Source organism: Segatella buccae ATCC 33574, from assembly GCF_000184945.1.
Classification (GTDB): domain Bacteria; phylum Bacteroidota; class Bacteroidia; order Bacteroidales; family Bacteroidaceae; genus Prevotella; species Prevotella buccae.
The window spans coordinates 2,094,539-2,116,337 of record NZ_GL586311.1 but is presented as its reverse complement, the minus strand read 5'-3'; the positions used below and the strand labels follow the sequence as shown (position 1 = coordinate 2,116,337).

Annotated in this window: 22 protein-coding genes and 4 tRNA genes; 9 read left to right on the top strand and 17 right to left on the bottom strand. The window is 47.9% G+C overall.

The features are described from left to right. Positions 1-891 carry a hypothetical protein gene (locus tag HMPREF6485_RS08230; RefSeq protein ID WP_004345915.1) on the top strand — a complete coding sequence of 297 codons (891 nt, stop codon included), beginning with the start codon at positions 1-3 and terminating at the stop codon, positions 889-891. Then, a complete protein-coding gene (gene hisB / locus HMPREF6485_RS08225) occupies positions 878-1,954 on the top strand; it encodes a bifunctional histidinol-phosphatase/imidazoleglycerol-phosphate dehydratase HisB (protein WP_004340758.1) in 1,077 nt (358 codons plus the stop codon). Before HMPREF6485_RS08230 ends, hisB begins: the two co-directional genes overlap by 14 nt. 43 nt (positions 1,955-1,997) lie before the next feature. Here hisB and HMPREF6485_RS08220 read toward each other — a convergent pair whose 3' ends face one another. The 10 genes from HMPREF6485_RS08220 to nspC all read right to left on the bottom strand — a co-directional run bounded on the left by HMPREF6485_RS08220 (position 1,998) and on the right by nspC (position 7,772). After that, the gene (locus HMPREF6485_RS08220; RefSeq protein WP_248622262.1) at positions 1,998-2,948 is read right to left on the bottom strand and encodes an esterase-like activity of phytase family protein; all 951 of its coding nucleotides are present in this window, start codon (positions 2,946-2,948) and stop codon (positions 1,998-2,000) included. Between the two features lie 55 nt (positions 2,949-3,003). After that, entirely contained in the window at positions 3,004-3,558 is a 555-nt protein-coding gene (locus HMPREF6485_RS08215; RefSeq protein WP_248622260.1) for a transcriptional regulator, read from the bottom strand. A gap of 54 nt (positions 3,559-3,612) precedes the next feature. Continuing rightward, entirely contained in the window at positions 3,613-4,962 is a 1,350-nt protein-coding gene (gldE, locus tag HMPREF6485_RS08210) for a gliding motility-associated protein GldE (protein WP_082231313.1), read from the bottom strand. Between the two features lie 34 nt (positions 4,963-4,996). Then, complete coding sequence (locus tag HMPREF6485_RS08205) at positions 4,997-5,440, bottom strand: single-stranded DNA-binding protein (protein WP_004345911.1); 444 nt, start codon at positions 5,438-5,440, stop codon at positions 4,997-4,999. A 22-nt stretch (positions 5,441-5,462) separates the two neighbouring features. After that, entirely contained in the window at positions 5,463-5,870 is a 408-nt protein-coding gene (locus HMPREF6485_RS08200; RefSeq protein ID WP_169310384.1) for a hypothetical protein, read from the bottom strand. Between the two features lie 166 nt (positions 5,871-6,036). Next, a tRNA-Gly gene (locus HMPREF6485_RS08195) sits at positions 6,037-6,109 on the bottom strand. 19 nt (positions 6,110-6,128) lie between these two features. Then, positions 6,129-6,212, bottom strand: a tRNA-Leu gene (locus HMPREF6485_RS08190). Between the two features lie 26 nt (positions 6,213-6,238). After that, positions 6,239-6,320 (bottom strand) — tRNA-Leu (locus HMPREF6485_RS08185). 41 nt (positions 6,321-6,361) lie between these two features. After that, positions 6,362-6,434, bottom strand: a tRNA-Gly gene (locus HMPREF6485_RS08180). 144 nt (positions 6,435-6,578) lie between these two features. Beyond that, positions 6,579-7,772, bottom strand: a complete 1,194-nt coding sequence (gene nspC / locus HMPREF6485_RS08175) for a carboxynorspermidine decarboxylase (RefSeq protein ID WP_004345909.1) — start codon at positions 7,770-7,772, stop codon at positions 6,579-6,581. A 306-nt stretch (positions 7,773-8,078) separates the two neighbouring features. Here nspC and HMPREF6485_RS08170 point away from each other — a divergent pair, with 306 nt between their 5' ends. The 3 genes from HMPREF6485_RS08170 (at position 8,079) to HMPREF6485_RS08160 (ending at position 10,780) form a co-directional block, all read left to right on the top strand. After that, the gene (locus HMPREF6485_RS08170; protein ID WP_004345908.1) at positions 8,079-8,687 is read left to right on the top strand and encodes a beta/alpha barrel domain-containing protein; all 609 of its coding nucleotides are present in this window, start codon (positions 8,079-8,081) and stop codon (positions 8,685-8,687) included. 41 nt (positions 8,688-8,728) lie between these two features. Next, complete coding sequence (locus HMPREF6485_RS08165; protein ID WP_004340738.1) at positions 8,729-9,667, top strand: ribose-phosphate pyrophosphokinase; 939 nt, start codon at positions 8,729-8,731, stop codon at positions 9,665-9,667. Between the two features lie 534 nt (positions 9,668-10,201). Then, on the top strand, positions 10,202-10,780 hold the full coding sequence (locus HMPREF6485_RS08160) for a manganese efflux pump MntP (protein WP_004345906.1): 579 nt from the start codon (positions 10,202-10,204) through the stop codon (positions 10,778-10,780). Between the two features lie 50 nt (positions 10,781-10,830). On the opposite strand, the gene HMPREF6485_RS08155 is transcribed toward HMPREF6485_RS08160, so the two are convergent. Genes HMPREF6485_RS08155 through mazG form a run of 3 tightly spaced genes read right to left on the bottom strand, consistent with a single transcriptional unit; the run spans position 10,831 to position 13,272 of the window. Next, the gene (locus tag HMPREF6485_RS08155) at positions 10,831-11,745 is read right to left on the bottom strand and encodes a ribonuclease Z (RefSeq protein WP_004345904.1); all 915 of its coding nucleotides are present in this window, start codon (positions 11,743-11,745) and stop codon (positions 10,831-10,833) included. Positions 11,746-11,802: 57 nt separating this feature from the next. After that, the gene (locus tag HMPREF6485_RS08150) at positions 11,803-12,369 is read right to left on the bottom strand and encodes a lipocalin-like domain-containing protein (RefSeq protein WP_004345903.1); all 567 of its coding nucleotides are present in this window, start codon (positions 12,367-12,369) and stop codon (positions 11,803-11,805) included. Between the two features lie 9 nt (positions 12,370-12,378). Then, on the bottom strand, positions 12,379-13,272 hold the full coding sequence (gene mazG / locus HMPREF6485_RS08145; RefSeq protein ID WP_004345902.1) for a nucleoside triphosphate pyrophosphohydrolase: 894 nt from the start codon (positions 13,270-13,272) through the stop codon (positions 12,379-12,381). Positions 13,273-13,405: 133 nt separating this feature from the next. Between mazG and HMPREF6485_RS08140 the strand changes: the two genes are divergently transcribed. Together HMPREF6485_RS08140 and HMPREF6485_RS08135 are read left to right on the top strand one after the other, a co-directional pair. Further along, the gene (locus HMPREF6485_RS08140; protein ID WP_004345901.1) at positions 13,406-16,090 is read left to right on the top strand and encodes a valine--tRNA ligase; all 2,685 of its coding nucleotides are present in this window, start codon (positions 13,406-13,408) and stop codon (positions 16,088-16,090) included. Between the two features lie 153 nt (positions 16,091-16,243). Continuing rightward, positions 16,244-17,479: a clostripain-related cysteine peptidase gene (locus HMPREF6485_RS08135; RefSeq protein WP_004345900.1), complete on the top strand. Its 1,236-nt coding sequence runs from the start codon at positions 16,244-16,246 to the stop codon at positions 17,477-17,479. A gap of 20 nt (positions 17,480-17,499) precedes the next feature. On the opposite strand, the gene HMPREF6485_RS08130 is transcribed toward HMPREF6485_RS08135, so the two are convergent. The 4 genes from HMPREF6485_RS08130 to HMPREF6485_RS08115 all read right to left on the bottom strand — a co-directional run bounded on the left by HMPREF6485_RS08130 (position 17,500) and on the right by HMPREF6485_RS08115 (position 19,773). Further along, positions 17,500-18,213 (bottom strand): DUF2461 domain-containing protein, encoded by a 714-nt coding sequence (locus tag HMPREF6485_RS08130; protein WP_004340722.1) that lies wholly within the window; start codon positions 18,211-18,213, stop codon positions 17,500-17,502. 13 nt (positions 18,214-18,226) lie between these two features. Further along, positions 18,227-18,874: an endonuclease III gene (gene nth, locus HMPREF6485_RS08125; RefSeq protein ID WP_004345899.1), complete on the bottom strand. Its 648-nt coding sequence runs from the start codon at positions 18,872-18,874 to the stop codon at positions 18,227-18,229. A gap of 17 nt (positions 18,875-18,891) precedes the next feature. After that, positions 18,892-19,509 (bottom strand): OmpH family outer membrane protein, encoded by a 618-nt coding sequence (locus HMPREF6485_RS08120; protein WP_004345898.1) that lies wholly within the window; start codon positions 19,507-19,509, stop codon positions 18,892-18,894. Positions 19,510-19,578: 69 nt separating this feature from the next. Beyond that, a complete protein-coding gene (locus HMPREF6485_RS08115; protein WP_004340716.1) occupies positions 19,579-19,773 on the bottom strand; it encodes a hypothetical protein in 195 nt (64 codons plus the stop codon). Between the two features lie 90 nt (positions 19,774-19,863). Between HMPREF6485_RS08115 and HMPREF6485_RS08110 the strand changes: the two genes are divergently transcribed. Then, positions 19,864-21,324, top strand: a complete 1,461-nt coding sequence (locus tag HMPREF6485_RS08110) for an aminoacyl-histidine dipeptidase (protein WP_004345896.1) — start codon at positions 19,864-19,866, stop codon at positions 21,322-21,324. Beyond that, positions 21,321-21,719 (top strand): hypothetical protein, encoded by a 399-nt coding sequence (locus HMPREF6485_RS08105; protein ID WP_004340713.1) that lies wholly within the window; start codon positions 21,321-21,323, stop codon positions 21,717-21,719. Before HMPREF6485_RS08110 ends, HMPREF6485_RS08105 begins: the two co-directional genes overlap by 4 nt. Positions 21,720-21,799: the final 80 nt, after the last annotated feature.

The following is a 21,799-nucleotide window of genomic DNA, read 5'->3' as shown; positions in this document are numbered from 1 at the left end:
ATGAAAATCGATTTATTTAAACCCAGAAGCAATAAAAGATGTATCAGGGAAGCCTTTTGTGCATACATAGACAATCTGCCTGAAATATTCAGACGGATGTGGTTACCTGCTTTGCTGTACGCTGTCTTCATGGCGGCAACATTGTATCTGCGGATTCCAAACAAAGCTTTGCATGACTGGGGAGCATCTTCTCCCATCACGTCATTTATCATCCAAACCGTAATATATCTCCTGATGATATTTGTCAGTTTCGTGTTTGCGGGGGGATTTTTTCGTCTTTTCAATGACAAACGACTCACATGGAACCTATGGAGATATGCAAAAGTCGCTTGTGTTCTATTGGTTGTCGCGCTATTGTTGGCAAGTATAACATCTATCCTCGCTAAAAATATCCCTTCACCCTTATCTTTTCCTTCGCCCGATTGGCTCACATTGGCACTCTCAATAGGTGGAATTGCCCTTCTGTTGACCATATCTGTTGTAATGCTACTGCCATTTGCATACGCTATCCCCAAATACATGCTTAACGAAAAGGATAAATTAAAGAGTATTTTTCAGGATTATAAGATCGGATTACGGCAAGTCGGAGGTTTATTTGTCACCACATTGATACTTTCGCTCATCTTTGGAGCCATCATGTTCATTATTGCCATGCCGGTGTATATCATCGTACTGGCGCAGACATTCTCGCAACTGGGTGCTCTACAAGGCGATGATTTGGGAATTCCTGCCTATTTCCCATATCTTGTATTCGGCGTTTTGGTTATCTTTTCTTTCATCTTGACGTTTGCCATGATTTACAGTAATATGGTCTATGTATTTATTTACGGCTCAACGACTTCAAATGAATATGAAATAAAACAAATGGAAAAGTATCATGAAACCGACTAAATTGCTATTCATCGATCGTGACGGTACACTCATAGAAGAACCTGCTGATGAGCAGATTGACGCTTTTGAAAAGCTGAAGTTCAAGAAAGGAGTGTTCAAAAACCTTGGATTCATCTGCCAACATTTGGATTACAAATGTATTATGGTGAGCAACCAAGACGGCTTGGGCACCGCTTCTTTTCCCGAAGATACCTTCTGGCCTGTCCACAACTTCATTCTACAAACACTTGAGGGTGAAGGTATCACGTTTGCCGATCAGCTGATTGACCGCCATTTTCCGGAAGACCATTCTCCCATGAGAAAACCCGGAACGGGTATGCTGACTGAATATATAGACAATCCGGCATACGATTTGACCGGCAGCTATGTCATAGGCGACCGTGAGACAGATGCAGAATTGGCTAAAAACTTGGGATGCAAGGCTCTCATTCTTGACCAAAAAGGCATGACATGGGACAAAATTGCAGAACTGCTATTTGCCGGTGAACGGATAGCGGAAATTAGACGGACAACCAAGGAGACTGACATACATATTAAAATGAATCTCGACGGAACGGGGAAATGCGATATTTCCACCGGTATAGGCTTCTTTGACCACATGCTTGAACAGATAGGTAAACATGCTCTGATAGACCTTACAATCCACACTAAAGGTGACTTGCATGTGGATGAGCACCACACGATAGAAGACACCGGTCTGGCTTTAGGAGAATGTCTGCTCAAAGCATTAGGCGACAAACGTGGAATAGAGCGATACGGCTATTGCCTTCCGATGGATGATTGCCTGTGCCAAGTGGCTCTCGACTTTGGAGGAAGGCCATGGCTTGTATGGAATGCTGATTTCAAACGGGAAAAAATAGGAGAAATGCCCACTGAAATGTTCTATCACTTCTTCAAAAGTTTGAGCGATGCTGCTAAGATGAATCTGAATGTCAAAGCCGAAGGTGCAAACGAACATCACAAGATTGAAGGGATCTTTAAAGCTCTTGCGCGTTCTTTAAAAATGGCCATACCGCGGGACATCTACCATTTTGAGCTGCCAAGTTCGAAAGGCGTATTATAGCATCTACCACAATACCTGCATTCATCCGAAAGAACCTTTACTTTCATTGGGGTGAAGAGACAATGATGGTTTTAAACCAATCTTTTAGCATTCCCGCATAGCGATTCTGCGAGTCGGCAATTAGGATGACAACCTGATTGCCGTTTTTCAGTTTTGGCCCCACGCACATACCTTCATAGTTGGCGAAACTACGAACAGTCAGGTTCAATCTTGTCTCCCACTCTGTGAGCAGTGACTTGTGGACAGTCCCAATACTGTCAAGCCCATGCTGCCTTCCTCTCAAAGGCATAGGAACAGAATAGAGTTTGTTGTGGACAAAAGCCCCGATTTTCTTTTTAGGAACAAACAGTTCACGTTCCAGCACCAGCAGATAAGCTCCATCCACGGCAAGCAACTCGCTCACACCGAAAGCATAATTAGCCATCTGTTTTTGGGGCGAAACAGGCCTGTCCATCTCATAGAAATATTGAGCTTGAGGGTGCAGAGAATCATAATCGATCAACACCAAACGGAGTTTATTGACAACCGGGTCCATTGGGCCGGCTTGTTTTCCATCACAAGGAAGTGTGCTTTCAGAAGTCGTAATCAACCGTCTTCCTACTTCATCAAACGTCAATGCTTCCAACCCGTAACTCGAAGAAGCACCTGCAAAGCCTGTTGGAAGTATGGTCTCACGCCCGGTCAGCCTCCCGTCTAACTGATACTCCAAGATTTTATTATCACGCTCTCCGGAAATCCACAGAGTCCGGCTTTCTCCAACAAAGGCTATCCCTTCACCGTCACGATTAGCCACACCACTACTCCGGAATCCTTCGTTCTCCACATTGGTGATAACCCCTGTAACAGAATCGACATCAATTTTGAAAACATAGAAACCATCAGTAGGAGACTTATCGTCAACAACGGCATATCTTCCATTTCCAATGGGGGCAATGCCACTGTAATTACCCGGTGGAAGCTGCTTCTGAAATGCTCTTTGTTTGTACTCTCTCACCAACTTCAACGAGTCTCTACTCCCAAGACCCCTTACAGTCTGAGAATAAGATAGACTACTGCCCAGCAATAGCATAAGTAAGCATAAACCTTTGATTACATTCATAATGGACAAGGATTTGGCTACCGCGCTTGAGATTGTCAACCAAACAATCTGAGTCTCCAATCTCTCTCAAACGCATGTCGAAATACTGCAAATCATCTTCTGAAAAGAACTTATAAACCGTCTCTTTCGCACTCCAATGCAACAGTTGGCTCCGAATATCAGGTGCTGCCTCATCATGTCGGACAAACTTGGAGACAATGCGCCCCACCCGTTCGCTAACATATTCTATATCGACCGCAACTTCATGTTGGGGGGAAAGAATCACAGCAGCATATCCACGAGTGTGGCTGATGCTCAACTTATAGTCTTTGATGAAAGGTTTGCCGGCCTCATTATAATCAACATCAACAACATTTCCAGGCAACATAGAAGCTAAGAGAGCACGAACTGCCAGAAACTCCCTTTTCCGGCTTTCGCTTTTAAGATGCGACTCAACATACAGCCTGAAGCGTTCCAAAGGATAAAGGCTATAGAAGTCATCAACGCTCTCTTCTATTTTCCACAATCCCAGTTGGGCCTCAACTGAAACATTTCGTATAGAGATTATAGGCATTTCCCTCTACTTTTCTTTCTCCTCGATTTCAGATTTGGGCAACGGATGCACAATAACTTTCACCTTACTGATTCGACGGTCTTCAACTTCCATGATCTCAAAACTGTAGTTCTTATAGTTCAGCTTCTCGTAGACACTGGGGAAATCACCTTTTATTTCAAGCAGCAGACCGGCAAGCGTATCCGCATCACCCTCCACTTCGGAGAACTCCTCGTCGCCGATATTCAATATCTTGCAGAAATCGCTCAGAAGTGTCTTGCCTTCAAAAATATACGTATTGTAATTCAACTTCGAGTAGTTCTTTTCCTCTTCGTCATATTCGTCATTGATTTCACCGACAATCTCCTCCAGAATATCCTCCAAGGTCACGAGTCCGCTTGTTCCTCCAAACTCATCTACGACGATAGCAATATGCACTCTGTTTTCTTGAAATTCCCGCAAAAGGTCATCTATCTTCTTCGTCTCTGGAACAAAGTAGGGAGGGCGAATCAGACTCTGCCAACGGAAAGAGGCAGGCTTGGACAAATGGGGCAACAAATCCTTGATATACAACACTCCACGGATATTGTCCGTATTGTTCTGATAGACTGGGATCCGACTATAATTATTTTCGACAATACACTTCAAAACATCGGTATAACTCGACCGGATATCCAAATCAACGATGTCCTGCCTACTGGTCATCACCTCCTTAGCAGTTTCATCTCCAAAGCGGATGATTCCCTGCAAGATGCTTTGCTCGTCTTTTATCTCTTCTTTATCCGTCAACTCCAAAGCTTGTTCCAAATCATCTACACTCAGCAGATGCTTTTCTTTCTGTACAATCTTTTCAGCAATCACACCGCTATGGATAAGCAACGACTCCAACGGCCAGAATATTTTTCTTAAAACAAGTATGCCACCCACCGTTCTCCGGCAAAATCGCAAAGGCTCTTGCCTGCTATAGACCTTGGGCATGATCTCACCGAAAAGAAGAAGCAAGAAGGTCAGTATGATTGTAATAGAGAGAAACTCAAGCCAATAAGCCTTTGGGCCGAAATGCACCATCGAACCAAAAACAAAGTTGCAAAGCATGATGATGGTCACATTGACAAAGTTATTGGTAATCAGAATCGTCGCCAATGTGCGCTCCGAATCCTCCCGTAGCATCCGGATATTTTTATCGGTGGGAGTACGTTCGAGGTCAACCTCGTCAATATCGGAAGGAGAAAGACTGAAAAAAGCGATTTCCGAGCCGCTGGCAAAACCGGAAACAACAAGCAACATCATAGCCAGCAAAGCGGCAAAAATCACCCCGGGGTGAGGTGCTTGGAAGCTAACATCTGAAAAAGATTCTAAAAAACTCGTTATATCCAATGTTCCCTGACTAAAAGATTATGACATGGCGATATCAAAACGGCAGTTCATTGTCGGACTCCTGTTCGCCGGCATCCGTTGTTTCCTGCTTCTGCCGAGAAACATTTTCGGTGGCCGGTGTACCGCTACTATCAGCGTTTGCCGACATTCCCCGATAAGAAAGCATTTCCATCGTGTCTACAACAATCTCCGTGACATAATGTTTACGCCCAGCCTTATCGTCATAGCTTCGATAGCGAATCTTACCCTCCACATAGAGCTTATCCCCTTTATGGACGTATGACTCGATGTATTTGGCCAGTTTTTTATAGAACACAAGGTTGTGCCACTCGGTGCGTTCGGGTACTACAGTACCATTGGGAAGCGTATAGGAACGCTCGCTTGTGGCAAAAGACACTTGCGCCACCGCCTGATCGGCATCGTAATACCTCACTAGCGGATCCTTACCAACATTTCCAATCAACATCACCTTGTTCATAGCAACACGCGTTAAGACCGTCTTACTTCCACATGCCAAGATACTTGAACCTGAAGTTCTTGCCTTTCATCGAAGGGAACTGACTACGGCTGTCCACTCTGCCACGCAAATGCTCAACCACACGATTGTAGCAATCTTGTCCGGAAGTGGCCTTCATCCGGGCCGCAAAGTGCGTGTCACGATATTCATGCTTGCCCGTAGACGGGATAGTCACCACCCGTTTGAAATCAAACTCGGCCTCATACCACCCGGGGCGGTGTTCATTAAGTCGGAGCAATGTGCTGGCTGACTGGTCGTGCCGGAAAGAATTGGGTTCACTTGATTGCCGTACGGCCTTTTTCTCCTTAAAATCCTGCATGGTGGCAGCCACCGTCTTGATGATGATAAAATAAACACGTGGGCGCACCTTATATCTTTTAGGATACATCACATCGCTATTCGCATATTCACGAATATCAGCAATCAGATTTGCATCCAAGCCAATCTCGGGGATATTGTACAAAAAATCTAAAGCTTCTTCTACATTATAAGCTAATGTTTCCCTATCAAAATATCTTAAATATAGATTCATGTATGAGTATGTTTTCCTAAAAAAGAGCGGAAAACGGGACTCGAACCCGCGACCCCGACCTTGGCAAGGTCGTGCTCTACCAACTGAGCTATTTCCGCCTAAAAAACTATCATTATGTGAAGAGGAGGAGACTCGAACTCCCACGATGCAATTATCACTACCCCCTCAAAGTAGCGCGTCTACCAATTCCGCCACCTCTCCAACATATAAAGCATTCTGAATAATTGTGCCCAGAACAGGACTCGAACCTGCACGTCGTGAAACACACGCACCTGAAACGTGCGCGTCTACCAATTCCGCCACCTGGGCATAAAAGATAATCTCTTTATTGGCTGTTATTCAGAATGTTGAGCGGAAAACGGGACTCGAACCCGCGACCCCGACCTTGGCAAGGTCGTGCTCTACCAACTGAGCTATTTCCGCATAATCCTTTAGCAGGAACACTTCTCTAAATGCGGTTGCAAAGGTAACGCTTTTTTTTGTGTCTGCAAACTTTTCCATGCTTTTTTTTCGGTAAAACACGTTTTTTTTCATCCACCTATTTATATAAATACACAGCCGGAAGCTTCAGTCCATCCGTGCCTTGTAGTCTGCATAAGAATAAGTGCGCAGCATTTCCAGACTCCCGTCACATCTCACCAACCCTATCGCCGGATGAGAAATGCCATTGAAGGTATTTGTCTTCACCGTTGTGTAATGCAACATATCTTCAAAGATGATATTCTCACCAATCTGCAGCGGATGATCGAAAGCCCAACTGCGCATGAAGTCTCCACTCAGACAGGAATTGCCTCCAAGCCTATAGACATAGCTCCGCCCTCCATCTTCTGTTGTTTGGGGCAAAAAAACGTCCTCACTTTCGAGTGTCGCCGCACCTCTCACCCGTGGATGGTAGGGCATTTCCAGACAGTCGGGCATGTGGCAAGTGAAACTTACATTGAGGATTGCCGTCGTCGGTTCACCATCCGTGCCGCCTACAATGTCCACCACCTGCGATACCAGTTCGCCCGTCTGCCACGCGAAAGCACTTCCCGGCTCCAACACCACCTTCAGCCACGGATAACGGGCATGAAACTCCCGGAGTGTAGCCACCAGCAAGTCGATGTCATAACCGGCGCGGGTCATCAGATGCCCTCCACCGAAATTGATCCACTTGATTTGAGAAAACCATGCCCCAAACTTGTCTTCAATATGGGTTAATGTGCGACGGAACACATCAGCCCCACTCTCACACAGCGTGTGGCAATGGAAACCTTCTATGTCGGTCGGCAACTTTTCGGGCAACAACGCATTCCTCACCCCGAAACGGGTGCCCGGAGCACAAGGATTGTAAAGCAAAGTCTCCACTTCCGAATATTCGGGATTGATGCGGATGCCACAGCTAATGCCGGAATTGACAGTCCTCACCCGTTGGTGGTAACGCTCATATTGAGTGAGGGAATTGAAAGTGAGGTGGCTCGAACACCGAGCTATTTCGTCGATCTCATCATCCGTATATGCCGGCGAAAACGTGTGGGTCTTGCTCCCAAACTCCTCATACCCCAACCGGGCCTCCCACAGCGAACTCGCCGTGGTGGCCTGTATGTACTCCTTGAAGATAGGAAAAGTCTTCCACAAGGCATAAGCCTTAAAAGCCAATATAATTTCCACATCGGCCGCTTCAGCCACACTGCTGATGAGTGAGAGGTTACGACGCAACCGCGCTTCCTCCAGCACATACATGGGATGTTTTATCTCTTCGAATGTCTGCAAATTCACCATATCATTTGTCTCGGGTGGGGTTCAAAAAATTCACACCTTAATTATTATCTAAGTTCCGCAAAATCAACTTCAAGAGTTGAAAGGAACAAAGGGAACATCACATCCCCATCTCCTGCCTGCACAGTCTGCCAATCCCACTAACAGAGAGCGTGGGCAACCCTGACAAACACAGAAATCAGACGAGTCGCAATTCCCGTTCTTGCCTATATTTGCTAAATTGATGCAAAGATAGCTTTTTATCACGAATATAATTGCCCGTTTAAAAGTTTTTTAATACTTTTGCATTGGAAAAGTTGGTATATAACAATGAAGTTAGTGATAATGACCAAATCCACATTTTTTGTGGAAGAAGACAAGATTTTAGCCACGCTCTTCGAGGAGGGAATGGACAATCTGCATCTGAACAAGCCCGATTCGTCTCCGATGTACTCCGAGCGCCTCCTGTCATTATTGCCGGAAGAGACTTACCGAAAAATCACCGTACACGACCACTTCTATTTAAAAAACGAATATGACCTGGCAGGCATTCATCTCGACGATGCCTTTCAGGAAGCCCCCAAGGGCTATAAAGGCAAGATGAGTGCCACATGCACGGAGACAAAGCGGCTGAAAGAGGCCAAGCGCAAGTTCAACTATGTATTCCTCAAAAACATTTTCGACTGCATTGAGTATCCGAGCGAGAAATCGTCTTTCAATCTCAATGAGCTTGAAGATGCCGCCCACCGCGGTCTCATCGACAAGCATGTGTATGCGCTGGGAGGCATGAGTCTGGAGAATGTGAAGCTGGCCAAGCAGTTGGGATTCGGAGGCGTAGTGGTATGCGGAGACCTCTGGAACCGTTTCGACATCCACAACGAAACCGACTATCTGCAACTCATCAACCACTTCAACAAACTGAGGAAGGCGGTAGAATAAAAAAGACAAGTATAAAACCTACACATAAAAACAACAAGAGAATGAGTCAACAAAACTCTTTTTTGGTATTCTCCGGTACAAGCACGAGATACCTTGCAGAGAAAATTTGTACCAGTTTGGGTTGCCCGCTTGGCAATCTGGTCGTTACAAGGTTTTCCGATGGAGAATTTGCCGTATCCTACGAAGAATCTATCCGCGGACGCGACGTGTTCCTTGTGCAGAGCACCTTCCCCAATTCGGACAATCTCATGGAACTTCTCCTGATGATCGATGCAGCCAAACGAGCTTCGGCACGCAATGTCATCGCCGTGATTCCCTATTTCGGTTGGGCCCGGCAAGACCGCAAAGACAAGCCGAGAGTGAGCATCGGTGCCAAGCTGGTGGCCGACTTGCTGAGTGTGGCCGGCATTGACCGGCTGATCACGATGGACTTGCATGCCGACCAGATTCAAGGTTTTTTCAATGTTCCGGTGGATCATCTCTACGCTTCCGGGGTCATCCTGCCCTATCTCCAGTCGCTCAAGTTGAAAGACCTCGTGATCGCTTCTCCCGATGTCGGCGGATCCAAGCGTGCCAACACCTATGCCAAGTATCTGGGTTGTCCGCTGGTGCTGTGCAACAAGACCCGCGCACGTGCCAACGTGGTCGAGAGTATGCAGATTATCGGTGACGTGAAAGACAAGAATGTCATCGTGGTAGACGACATGGTGGACACAGCCGGAACCATCACCAAAGCCGCCGATATCATGAAGGCTGCCGGCGCAAAGAGCGTAAGGGCCTGTGCGTCGCACTGCGTCATGAGCGGTCCGGCATCAGAGCGCGTCCAAAATTCGGCACTTGAAGAAATCGTTTTCACCGACTCCATTCCCTACTCTCAGCGCAGTGCCAAAGTGAAGCAGCTCTCCGTGGCCGACATGTTTGCCGAGACCATCAAACGGGTGGTCAACAACGAAAGCATCTCCTCACAATATCTGGTATAGGCCTCCGGCCGAAAATGCTGTCGGGACGGCTTCCATGTCAACCATAGAGGCAGACGATACAGCCCGTAACCTTTGTCAGCAAGGCAAAATCAAGCCGTAGCGTCTTACCGCATATTGTCAAGGAAAATAACCACGCACTTGCATTTGGACGATTTATATCGTATCTTTGCAATAGCAAAGGGGGCACTTACGTGCCCCCTTTTTTCCGTCTTGCCCCCTACCGGAGCCCAAACAGCCTTCTCATCCGGCCCATTCGGGTCTCCAAGTCGGCCTCTTCCGGCTTCCAAGTGTACCCGTTTCACCTTGCCGTTTGGGCTCCGCGACAAACAAAAACAACAAAAGCCGACATTCAAAAGCCTCCAAAAGCCATCGCTATATTTTGGGGCTATCGGCACATGTAAGGTGTTTTCTAAATGTCGGTAGGTTTCTTACTATATCTTGAGACAAGCATTTCCTAAAAGAAGAAAAACAAAAACATGCTTTTCTTTTGTTTTATCTTCACTTTATCGTACCTTTGCACTCGCAAGAAACATTATGAGTACACTCGATCTCTTTTTCCTCTCTGTAGCCTTGGCTATGGATTGTTTCACCATCTCGATAGTCAGCGGTGTCATCATCCGGCAGAAAACTTGGCGAGTCATTCTGCAAATGAGTTTCTTCTTCGGACTCTTTCAGGCTTTCATGCCACTCATCGGGTGGGCAGTTGCCAGACGCTTTGCCCATCACATTGAAGCCTACGACCATTGGCTGGCATTTGGCCTATTGGCCTTTTTGGGCATTAGAATGATCAAAGAAGCCCTACAACCCGAGGAAAAAGAACATCATTTCAACCCACAGAAAATCAAGACCCAACTACTCTTAGCTATAGCCACAAGCATCGACGCACTGGCTGTGGGCATAACATTTGCCTTCATCGGCTACCGCAATCTGTCACAACTCGCGCTGCCATTGGCCATGATTGGGGGAGTATCGGTTGTCTTGAGCTTCACAGGCACACTGCTTGGCATCAGATTCGGGCGGAGCATCAACCACCGCCTGCAACCGGAATTGGCCGGCGGCATCATTCTTTGCCTCATAGGCACGAAAATACTCATCAGCCATTTGACCGCATAATGAGCAGCAACCGGCACTGATCGGCTGTCACAAGGCTACGGACAAAATGGTCAGACATTGAAGACAAGTCCTTCGTTGGAAAGAAAACTATTGGGAAAGACTTTGCGGGCATCGGCAAGGATGGCCGATTCGCTATCATAACGAGCACTGTAATGGCCTAAAATCAGCTTCCCCACGTGTGCGTCCCGGGCCACGCGGGCGGCTTGGGAGGCCGTGGAGTGGTAATATTTCCGAGCTCTGTCGGCCATATCATCGGCATACGTGCTCTCATGATAGAGCGTGGTCACACCGGCAAGCAGTTCATGCAAGTGAGGCATATAGCGCGTGTCGCTGCAAAAGGCATAGCTGCGTGGAGCGTCAGCCGGGGTCACCAGCCGGGCATTAGGCACCACCGTGCCTTCCGGGGTGATCCAATCGGCCCCGGCCTTGATATTGTTGATCTGACTGACGGGGATGTGATAGAAGTCTATCATGTCGCGACGAATGTGTGGAAGGGTGGATTTCTCCCGGAACAGATAACCGCAACAAGGGGTGCGGTGATTCAAAGGAATGGTTTCAACGGTTAGGCTCCGATCCTCGTACACCACCTTGTTGACCTTCGGATCGACGGCGTGGAACACCACCTCGAACTCCAAACCTTGACAAAACAAGTCGAGCTGACTCTGCAGCATGGGGCCCAAAGCCTCTGGGGCATAGACATGGAGCGAGGCCGTGCGGCCAAGCATACCGAAGGTGGAAATCATACCGATGAGTCCGAAGCAATGATCCCCGTGAAGATGTGAGATGAAAACGGCCGAGATTTTCGTAAAACGAATATGAGAACGGCGTAACTGCATCTGTGTGCCCTCACCGCAATCTACCATAAAAAGCTTTTCGCGTATCTCGACAACCTGCGATGTGGCATTGTGCTTCAAGGTGGGCAAAGCACTGCCACAACCTAATATATGTACTTTGAATGGTTCCATTCTGTGTTGGCAAACAGCCCCGCCGTCACCCCGAAAATCACAATGGCGGCGGAAAGGCTATTTGGTGCGTTTATAGACAAATATACCTTGCTTGTTTTCTATATACAAAGAGTCGGCGCCAAGTCCGTTGACGGTGAAGGTATCGGTGTTGAACACCAAGTTGCCATTAACCACTTTCCACGATGTCCAAGGGTGAGACTCTGCCTGAACAAGTGACTTGACCGTGCCTCCCTCTTGTATTTCAAAATCCTTGTCTATGCTCGTCCATTTGCCGAGCAACGTGGTGAGATTGATGACATTCGTCGCTTGCCACCCCTCCGCTCCTTTAAAGGCAGTGAGTGCAATACGGTCGCCCACCATCAGGCCACCTTTCACCGGAGAGGTGGCACTCTCATCGCTGATGAAATAGTCAATGGTGTCGCCCGTGTCGGCAATAAGTTGCAAATTGTGCATGGAGGTCCCTTCTCCACACACACCATAGACAGTCGAGTCAGATGCCGGAGCCATCCCAGCCTCGGAGGAGCCTGTAGGCGACAACACCTTGGCAGGTTTATTGTCCTTACACCCCACGGCCAACAAGGCCGTAGCGCAAATTATCGCCGTTGTATAGAAAAGCTTAGTCATATCTTGATGTTATTGATTCTTCGTTATGGTCTCCTTACGTTTCGCTTCATTCCAAAGTTCATCCATTTCTTCCAGCGACATGTCTTTCAAGGACTTACCTTTCTTCAACGTTTCTTCTTCCACATAACCGAAACGGCGAATAAACTTCTGGTTGGAAGACTCCAACGCATTGTCGGGATTGAGGTGGTAAAGCCTTGCGGCATTGATGACAGAGAAAAGGAAATCGCCCAATTCCCGGGTAGAAGCCTCACGATCGTCCTTGCGCAACTCGGTTTCGAGTTCGTCCAGTTCCTCCCGTACTTTAACCCAAACGTCGGCTTTGTCTTTCCAGTCGAACCCCACGCCACGCGCCTTGTCTTGGATGCGGTAGGCTTTGACAAGCGAAGGCAACGACTTGGGGACACCCGAGAGCACACACTCGTTGCCATTTTTCTCGTGCTGCTTGCGCATTTCCCATGTCGAAGCCACCTGCTCGGCGGTAGTGGGTTTGACGGTAGAATCACCATTCACCTCCTCTTCATTATACACCACCTGCCCATTGGCATTGATGCGCATATCAGGATCGGTGACATACCATTCTCCTTTGTTCCAATTGATGAAGTCGTGTCGGAACATCAGTTTGTCACATTGCGCATTGCACACATCTGCTATGTCAAACCGGCTTTCTTCACTTCCGAGCATGGCATAGAACACAACATGCTCCAGAACGTCGCCCAACTCTTTGCAAATGTTCTTGTAGTCTTTGTTCATCAAGGCATCGCAGAGTTCGAACACCTCTTCGATAGTATTCGGCCGCAGGCTCTCGTAGGTTTGCTTTCTGTCCCACGGGCATTCCTTGCGCAGCCGATCCTGTATGTCAAGCAAACGCCCGAAGGCCCTTAGTTTTTCTTCTTTCGTGTGCATCGTGTTATCTGTTTGTCTGTTGCAAAGGTAAGAAAATAATTTATTTTATTCCCGTGTTACGAAGTTTTTTAGTAATTTTGCACCAATATTCCTATAAAAATGTAACGAAAACAAAATCAAGATAATATAACAAATGGAATTGGCAAGTAAATACGATCCACATGCCGTGGAAAGCAAATGGTATGAATATTGGCTCGACAACAAGCTGTTTAGTTCTAAACCTGATGGGCGCGAACCCTACACGGTGGTGATCCCCCCCCCAAATGTGACAGGAGTGCTCCACATGGGACACATGCTCAACAACACCATTCAGGACATTCTCGTGCGCCGGGCCCGTATGGAGGGCAAGAACGCCTGCTGGGTGCCGGGCACCGACCATGCCTCGATTGCCACCGAAGCCAAGGTGGTGAACAAACTGGCCGAACAAGGAGTGAAGAAGACCGACCTCACTCGGGAACAATTCTTGAAACATGCGTGGGACTGGACCCACGAGCATGGCGGCATCATCCTCAAGCAGTTGCGCAAACTCGGAGCCAGTTGCGACTGGGATCGCACGGCATTCACGATGGACGAGACGCGCTCGGAGAGTGTCATCAAGGTGTTTTGCGACCTCTACGAGAAAGGACTCATCTATCGCGGTGTGCGCATGGTGAACTGGGATCCGCAGGCACAGACTGCCCTTTCCGACGAAGAAGTAATCTATAAGGACGAACATTCCAAACTCTACTATCTGAAATATCGCGTAGTGGAGGCCGACTGTCAACAGGTTGACGAGGGTAATATCATGCACAAAGATGCCAAAGGATACTACGCCGTCGTAGCGACCACTCGCCCGGAAACAATCATGGGCGACACGGCTATGTGCATCAATCCCAACGATGTGAAAAACACGTGGCTGAAAGGCAAGCACGTGATCGTTCCGTTGGTCAACCGGGAGATTCCCGTCATCGAAGATGATTATGTGGACATCGAGTTCGGAACGGGTTGTCTGAAGGTGACTCCGGCTCACGATATCAACGACCACGCATTGGGATTGAAGCACGGACTTGCCACAATCGACATCTTCAACGACAACGGTACCATCTCCGAAGCCGGCGGACTCTATGTGGGCATGGATCGCATGGAAGTGCGTAAGCAGATCGCCAAGGACTTGGAGCAGGCCGGACTTATGGAAAAACTCGAAGACTACGATAACAAAGTGGGCTTCTCCGAACGCACCAATGTACCCATAGAACCCAAGCTTTCCACCCAATGGTTCTTGAGAATGCAGCACTTTGCCGACTTGGCATTGCCTCCGGTGATGAACGATGACATTGAATTCTACCCCAAAAAATACAAGAACACCTACCGCCACTGGCTTGAGAACATCAAGGATTGGTGTATTTCCCGACAGCTGTGGTGGGGACACCGCATTCCGGCCTACTACTTTACTACAGCCGACGGCAAGAAAGATTTCGTGGTGGCAGAGAATGCAGCTACAGCCCTTGCGAAAGCGCAGGAGAAGAACAGCAGCCTCAAAGCCGAAGACTTGGAACAGGAAAGCGATTGTCTGGACACGTGGTTCTCGAGTTGGCTGTGGCCTATTTCCGTGTTCGACGGTATCCGCCATCCCGACAACGGGGACATCAAATACTATTATCCCACGTCTGATCTCGTGACCGGACCGGACATCATCTTCTTCTGGGTGGCCAGAATGATTATGGCCGGATATGAATATAAGGGTAAATCCCCGTTCAAGCATGTCTATTTCACCGGCATTGTGCGCGACAAACTCGGTCGGAAGATGTCGAAAAGCCTCGGCAACTCGCCCGACCCACTCATGCTCATCGACAAGTATGGTGCTGATGGTGTGCGCATGGGCATGATGCTGAGTGCACCGGCCGGCAACGACATCCTCTTCGACGAAACCTTGTGCGAACAGGGCCGCAACTTCAACAACAAGATATGGAATGCTTTCCGCCTTGTGAAGGGTTGGGAAGTGGCCGACCAAGAGCAGCCGACAGCCAACAAGATTGCGATAGCCTGGTTTGAAGCCAAACTGAAAGAGGCCAACGATGAACTCAATGAGCTTTTCAAGAGCTATCGCATATCCGAGGCATTGATGGCAGTCTACCGCCTTTTCTGGGACGAATTCTCCGGTTGGTATCTTGAAATGGTGAAACCGGCCTACGAGCAACCGATAGACAGGAAAAGCTATGAGGCTACATTGGCCTTCTTCGATGCCCTTCTGAAGATGCTGCATCCATTCATGCCCTTCATCACGGAGGAACTATGGCAACACATCTACGATCGCAAAGATGGAGATTCTATTATGCGGGAGCAGCTGAAACTCTCCACCCCCTCAAACGAAGAAAAGAATATCTGTGGCGACATCGAAAACGTGAAGCAGATCATTTCCGGCGTGCGTACCGTGCGCAATCAGAAAAACATTGCCCAAAAGGAACAACTCACCTTGCAGACTGTCAATGCCAACAACTATGACAAATACAATGAAGTCATCTTGAAAATGGCTAATCTTGACAAGATAGAGGTTGTTTCAGAGAAAGGAGCCGATGCCAGCACATTCATGGTAGGCACTGACGAGTTTGCCGTCCCATTGGGAGAACTGATTGATGTGGAGGCAGAAATCGAGAAAGCGGAAGCCCAGCTTCAGCATCTTGAAGGCTTCCTTGCCGGCGTGCGCAAGAAGTTGGCCAACGAAAATTTCGTTGCCCATGCTCCCGAAAAGGTCGTTGACCTTGAGCGCAAGAAAGAAAATGACTCGTTGGAAAAGATCGCTGCCCTCAAAGCGACAATCGCAGAACTCAAGAAAAAGTAAAAACAAGAAGTGAGGAGGTAGAGAGTAGATACTCGCACTACGAACCTTCCCTCTCCTCCTCACTTCTGTTTTTCTACTTCCCTTCCCCTACTCTTCACCAAACACGCCTAACTTCTAACCCCTTCACCCCTAACCACCAATCCTCTTACCGACATGAAAAAAATCATTCTAACACTCCATTTGCTTCTATTCATAGCCGTAGGACTAACATCATGCAGTGATGATGCTTATGATGCAGAGAAGGTCACGCAGCAAACATTGCTCGTTTACATGCCGTGGACCGGCAATGCTTCATCTTCCAACTCAGGCCTCTATCCTTACTTTCTCAATAACATCGACAGCATGGAAGCGGGCATTAAGGCGGCCAAAGGTTTGGGTACCACACGACGCGTGTTGGTACTTTTAAGCAAATCGGCTACAAATTCACAACTATTCGAAATAAAATATGAGAATGGTTCATGCACACACCACCCCATAAAAGACTACACCAATCTTGATTTTTCGTCATCGGCGGGAATCACAGAAGTGCTCAACGAAGTGAAAACACAGGCACAAGCACTCAACTACGCACTTGTCATTGGAGGTCATGGCACGGGATGGACGATGAAAGAAGACTGGCAGAGCTATCCCCACAACGCCAAAAAGAGACATGTATATGGGAAAACATCCGACAGTGCCTATCCATTCCGATTCACTGATACACGCTTCATGGGAAGTGTTGCCGACCCCAACTATTCCATCAATATCCCGGACATTGCTTCTGCCATTGCCGCCACGGGGCTAAAGATGCAGTACATCCTTTTCGACGACTGCTACATGGCCAATGCCGAAGTGGCCTATGAACTTCGGAATGTGACAAACTACCTGATCGCTTCCACAAGTGAAGTCATCATCATTGGTATGCCCTACGCCTCCATGTGGTCAAACCTTAGCTCTGCCACTCCCGGCTATTCGGCCATCGTGTCGGCCTTCCATAACTTTTATTCAAAATACACGGTGCCGTGCGGTGCCTTGTCGGTCATTGATTGCAGGGAAATGGAAACACTCGCAGGCATCATGAAAGAAATCAATGCCGGCTACACATTAGACGAAACGCTAAGGGACAGCATACAAGTGCTTGACGGATTCAACCAACCGATCTTCTACGACATGACTTCATACGTGAAGAATCTCAAACCAAGTACATCCCTTTTGAGCAAATATACCACGCAGATGGGAAAAGTAATCAAGTCTACACAGTCAACGGAGACCCTTTACTCAAATCTCTACAACTCTCCTGTTTACATCACAGTAAAAAGTTATTCGGGCATCACCATATCCGATCCGAGCAACAACACTGCCGCATTAAAAAGCAAAGAAAAGACAAACTGGTGGAAAGCTACTCATTAAGCTTTCCACCAGTTTGCTTTTTATTCATAATCATCAATCACTGCATTGATGATATCCAACATAGGTTTGGCCACCTTAAACACTTTGACGATTTCGTCCAACCATTTGTCGCCCTCAAAGAAATCATCCGGAACACGATGCCAAGTGGCATAATCTTTCATTCGCAGATAGTGGATGAACTCATAGTCGCGGGGGAAATCCTTTGGTGCAGTCTTCAAATGGGCCAACCCGAACCCTTTGGGCGATAACTCGCCATCGGGAGACCACTTTCCCTCATTGGCATAACCAAAGTACTTCACAAACTGTCCACTTTCTACAGCTTTTCGCCATGCGTCGATATTCCCCATGATTTCGTTTCGGCAACTGGTCAGAATGTTGGTGGGCAACCAGTATGCCCCCGCTGAGAGCTGGCATCGACCGGGTTCCAGATGAATATAGTAGCCACCACGCAGAGACTTCTTCCCATGTGCACAAATATACGCACCAAGATGATTCTTATAAGGAGATTTATCTTCCGAGAAACGTGTGTCGCGATAGAACCGGTAGCAGCAGTCTTTCGGAGTGAGATGGGCTATTTCCGGATCAAACTCAGAAATCCGTGCAATGGCTTGGGCCACACCATCTTCAAAGTCTTCTTTACAAGCCAGATATTCCGGCTTATGTTCGTTAAACCAAGGACGGTTGTTATTAGCACTCACACCTTTCAGGAAATCAAGGATTCGTTTCGCCTGCATATCTATTGCATAATTAAAGTTTACTGCCTTCCAATAGCTTCGGACAATATTGGTCAAAAAAACATTTCTCACACTCCGGTCGGGCACTCTTGCACACGTATCGCCCATGGAGGAGGAGCCAATGGTGGGCATCGGGGATATCCGATTGTGGGATATGCTTCATCAGATACTCCTCTACCTTCAACGGTGTATTAGCTGTTTTAGGCACCAGCCCCATGCGATGACTCACCCGATACACATGTGTGTCGACTGCCATAGCGGCGCGGCCAAACCACACAGCTTGCAGCACATTGGCCGTTTTCCGCCCCACTCCGGGCAATTTCATCAAGTTTTGAAGCCCGTCAGGCACCTCGCCGCCAAAATCAGCCACCAGCATCCGCGCCATCTCCACCAGATGTTTGGCTTTGGCGTTCGGATAACTCACTGTCCGGATATACTCGAATACATCTTCCACCTCGGCTTTGGCCATGGAAGCGGCGTCAGGATAGTGCTTAAACAGCTCCGGTGTAATCTGATTGATACGCTTGTCCGTGCATTGTGCGCTCAACAACGTTGCCACCAGCAACTGAAAAGAACTGCCGAAATGCAATTCTGTATTTACATTCGGCAGTTTCTTACGGAAATAGTCGAGGATGAAATGGTATCTTTCTTCTCTCGTCATTTATCTGAAAAAATTAGTTACTTCTTCTTGGCATCTTCCTTTTCGGCTGCCTTAGGTGCGCTTTTATACGCTTTGTTCAGGCCTGCCACCACATCGTTGGTGATGTCAAAAGCCTTGTCGGCATAAAGCAAGTTATCACCCTGCTTGCTCAAAATCAGGCTGTATTTCTTATCTTTATTATATACAGCAAGGAAGTGTTGGATGGAATCCCGCAAAGCCTTATTGTATTTTTCTGTCTCTGCCTGAAACTCATTACCCAAACGTTGCTGTAATCCCTGAAGATCGGCGTTCTGCTTCTGCAAACCGGCTTGAATCCTCTCGGCCTGCTCGCGGGTATAGGCATTCTGCTGGAGCTTCTGCTGGAAGTTGGCAGCCGCAGCCTGCAAGGCCTGCCCTTTCTGACTGATCGTGTTCTGAATGTTCTGGCTCTTCTTCTCCAAAATGCCGGCATAGTCTTTTGCAAACTGATATTGCGACATGATAGAGTCAACCTCTACATAGGCAATCTTCATTTCCGAAGGAGCAGTCTGACTATTTGATTTGGCCTCCACCTGAGGCTGTTGCTTGTTACAAGACGTCACTGCAAGTGCTACGAAAGCAGCAAAGGCAGCGGTGCTAAGAATGTTTTTCTTCATTTTTATTTGTATTTTATGTTTTTATTTTCGTTTGATGGCAATATAACAATCGGTCGGAAGTGCTCTTGTTCAATAAGCCCGACCGGCCGACCGAGCCTCCTTGTCTTGATCGATCACACAGTGAATGCCCTTCCTGCGCAAGCCGGGATTGTCATGCACGTGCTGTGAAGAGAACTTGCCGTTTTTCTTCAACAGCAACTTCACACTCATCAATGCCACACAGATAGCAATTATTAACACGCTTAATAGCAGAGTTTCTATCATTTTTACTAAATTTGCAGTGCTCAAGGAACACTTTTCCGGGGCAAAGGTAGCATTTTTAGTCAAAAAGACAAAATAAAATAACATAATTAAATGAATAAAAGTAATTTGAAGCCTGCCCGCGTATTCGAGCAGTTTGCTAAAATCAATGAGATTCCCCGGCCCTCCAAGCACGAGGAAAAAATGATTGAGTATTTGAAAGAGTTCGGCAAGTCACATCACTTGGAAACCCTTGTCGACGAAGTAGGTAACGTACTCATTCGCAAGCCGGCTACTCCGGGATACGAGAACCGCGAAACGGTGATTCTCCAAAGCCACATGGATATGGTATGCGAAAAGCTTGTAGACCTCGATTTCAACTTCCACACAGATGCCATACAGACCTATGTCGACGGTGACTGGCTGAAAGCCAAAGGCACCACTTTGGGTGCTGACGACGGCATCGGTGATGCCATCCAGTTGGCCATCCTTGACTCTGATGACATTGAGCATGGCCCCATAGAATGTCTGTTCACCCGTGACGAGGAGACCGGACTGACCGGTGCACATGGCCTGCAGGCCGGCTTCATGACCGGCAAACTGCTTATCAATCTTGACAGTGAAGACGAAGGGCAGATATTCGTGAGCTGTGCCGGCGGTCAGACCACAACAGCCACTTTCCACTTTGAAAGAGAAGAAGCCGAAAGCGGCCTGTTCTTCCTCAAGGCGTCCCTAAAAGGCTTGAACGGCGGGCACTCGGGCGACGACATCAACAAGAAGCGCGCCAATGCCATCAAGATTCTGGCCCGCTTCCTGTTTATCCAACAAGAGAAAATCGCAGGCCTGCGTCTGGCAAATTTCAATAGCGGAAAACTGCACAATGCTATTCCGCGCGACGGTCAGGTAGTATTTGCCGTGCCCGCAGAGTTGAAGGAACAGGTCAAGGCCGACTGGAATATCTTTGCCGCAGAAGTGGCAGATGAATTCCACGTGACCGAACAGGCGATGGATTTCAGCCTTGAAAGCACCGATGCCGTCAAGGTGATGCCCAAGACCGTCGGGCAAAATGTGATTCGCGCCATACAAGCCGTACACAACGGACCGCTGACCAACTGTCAGGACGAGGCCATTGCATGGATGGTAGAGACTTCGAGCAATATCGCCAGCGTTCAGACCACGGACAACACCGTGGTGGCTGTGGCCAGTCAGCGCAGCAATGTGATGAGCAACCTCGACAACATGACCAACACCGTGAAAGCTGTCTTCCTGTTGGCCGGGGCCGAAATCGCCGTCGACGACAAATATCCGGCTTGGAAAATGCGGGCAGACAGCGAACTTACACGCATTGCCGTGGAGGCTTACAAAAAACTGTTCGGCAAAGAGCCGAAAGTGCTTGGCATCCACGCCGGTCTTGAGTGCGGCTTGTTCTCTGAGCGCTATCCCGACCTGGACATGGTGAGCTTCGGCCCCACCCTGCGTGGCGTTCACTCACCCGACGAGAAACTACTCATCCCCACTGTACAAATGGTTTGGGATCATCTGCTGGAGATTCTGAAAAACGTACCGGCCAAATGAGCATATCATCAAAAGCCAAAAGTGGGCTTTTCCTGCTATTGACAACACTCCTTCTCGCATCGTGTGGACAACAGCACGATGCAGAAGACTTGATACGCGATTTTCTGAATGAAAATCTGGAGGTAAGCGACCGGACCAACGAACAGTTCTCGCGTCTCGATTCCACCAAGCGTGTCACTCCGCAACGAGTGGGGGAAATGAGACGGAAGGCCAACGATATCGCCATCTTCAAGAAGGGAATCATCTACCCACAAAACAATAGAATACCTTCCAAACTGCTGTTGATGAACGTCAAATACACACTGACAGACAGGCATGGCAGAGAACAAGACTACATGCAGACTTTCTACATGGACAAAGAACTGTCACGAGTGGTTGCCTTTAAGGAGAACTGATGTAAGCGTCGCCTATTATATAATAAGGTGTACATTGTCTTAAAAGCAAGACGATGTACACCTTTTTTGTTTTCCGACCG